2 pseudogenes are annotated in these 1,482 nt (G+C 62.1%); both read left to right on the top strand.

Annotation, left to right across the window (positions count from 1 at the left end):
- Positions 1-696: pseudogene (locus CAPSK01_RS23815) on the top strand (hypothetical protein); the annotation flags it as partial.
- Positions 697-878: 182 nt separating this feature from the next.
- Positions 879-1,482: pseudogene (locus CAPSK01_RS23810) on the top strand (hypothetical protein); the annotation flags it as partial.

The following is a 1,482-nucleotide window of genomic DNA, read 5'->3' as shown; positions in this document are numbered from 1 at the left end:
ACGCTGCGGGTGACGCCTCGAAGGATTCTGGCGCCGTGGGAGATGGCCGGGCAGGCCCCGGAGGTCGTGCTGGAGGGCGCGCTGATCATCGACTCCACTTTGGGCCGGGCTGAGCCGATGCAGGAAGATTGCGTCTTTGTGAGCGGCACGGAAAGCGGCTTTCTGGTGAAAGTCACTCGCGCCGGAACGGCAGGGGAACGCCCGGCGGCGACCGTGACCGACCCTCTGCTCACTGAAATCCTGGCGTGTCGGGAGCGCGGGCGGCAGGTGCTGGCGGCGCGGGCGAACCGGAAAAGTCTGAGCGTCGGAACGATTCTGAACTCGGCGGGCAGCCCGCCCGGCGTCCTGGAGCCGGGCGCTTTAGTCGAGATGGTGGTGGGGACGGCGCGCTGGCTGGATGAGGTGATGAGTTGCGCTATCAAAGTGCAATTTGGAAAAGTCACGCAGACGCTGGGCTTCGGCGAGGAGCGCGGCAACGAGTTCGTGCGGCTTCAGAAACTCTTGCCGACCGATCCGTTGCTGGTGGGGACGGTGATTGCGGTTTGGCCGGACGGGACTCGCACGGTGGAACTGCCCGGCGGCGGAGAGCTGCGGGTCAGCGGCGATAGCGTCGCGGAAGGGGCGCGGGTCTACGTGCAGGGCGGCAAGATTCAGGGCGAAGCGCCCGCGTTGCCGACGGCCAGCGTGGAGGTGTAGCCGATGGCTCTGATCCGAAGCCGTTGCATCAACCATGGACAAATAATCCATGAGTGATTTCCTGCTTCACCGAGGCCGGTTTCACCGGGGTCTTGCGACTCCGGCCAGTGCCTTCCTCTCCACAGGCGTGACTTCCCGTCCAACGCTGAATTAACCGGCCTTGCGCCAAGAGAGGGCAACAAATGAACCACGAAACGCCGCTGGCGCAAGGTCCGGTTGAATGCCGTGTTATGCCGGTTTTTGACTCAGGCTGGCGCAAGGCGTGCTCGGTGCGGAAGTGCTCGATTACTGAGGTAGATGCGTTTATTCGGGCGCACTATTTGGCAAAGCGCCCTGCGATTGTTTTGCTTTGCCTTGTGGCGGAGCGGGACGGTGAGCAGATAGGGTGCATTGTGTACTCCGCGCCACCACGAGAGGCGGATAAACGATATGGCGGGAAGTGCTGGGAACTGGCGCGGGTTTACCTGCTGGATGAGATACCACGGAACGCAGAAACGTGGCTGATCGGGCAAAGCGTGAGGTACATAAAGCGGCACCACAAAGATGTTGCGCACCTACTGAGTTACGCCGACCCATCAGCCGGACACGCCGGAACGATTTACAAGGCCGCGAACTGGAGGCAGGACGGGCGCACCGACGACGAAAGGAAAAGCCCGCGCTGCGACTACTACGACGAACGGACAGGGAAGAAATACGGGCGGCGCGGGAACATGCCGAAGGATGCAGTGGTGGTAAGAAAACCACGGATTTCAAAATGGCGCTTCACGCTGGCCTTGGGGCATAACG

It is taken from the genome of Candidatus Accumulibacter vicinus (assembly GCF_000584955.1).
GTDB classification, from domain to species: Bacteria; Pseudomonadota; Gammaproteobacteria; order Burkholderiales; family Rhodocyclaceae; genus Accumulibacter; species Accumulibacter vicinus.
The sequence above is the reverse complement of the archived record's forward strand: the minus strand, read 5'-3'. Positions and strand labels throughout refer to the sequence as shown.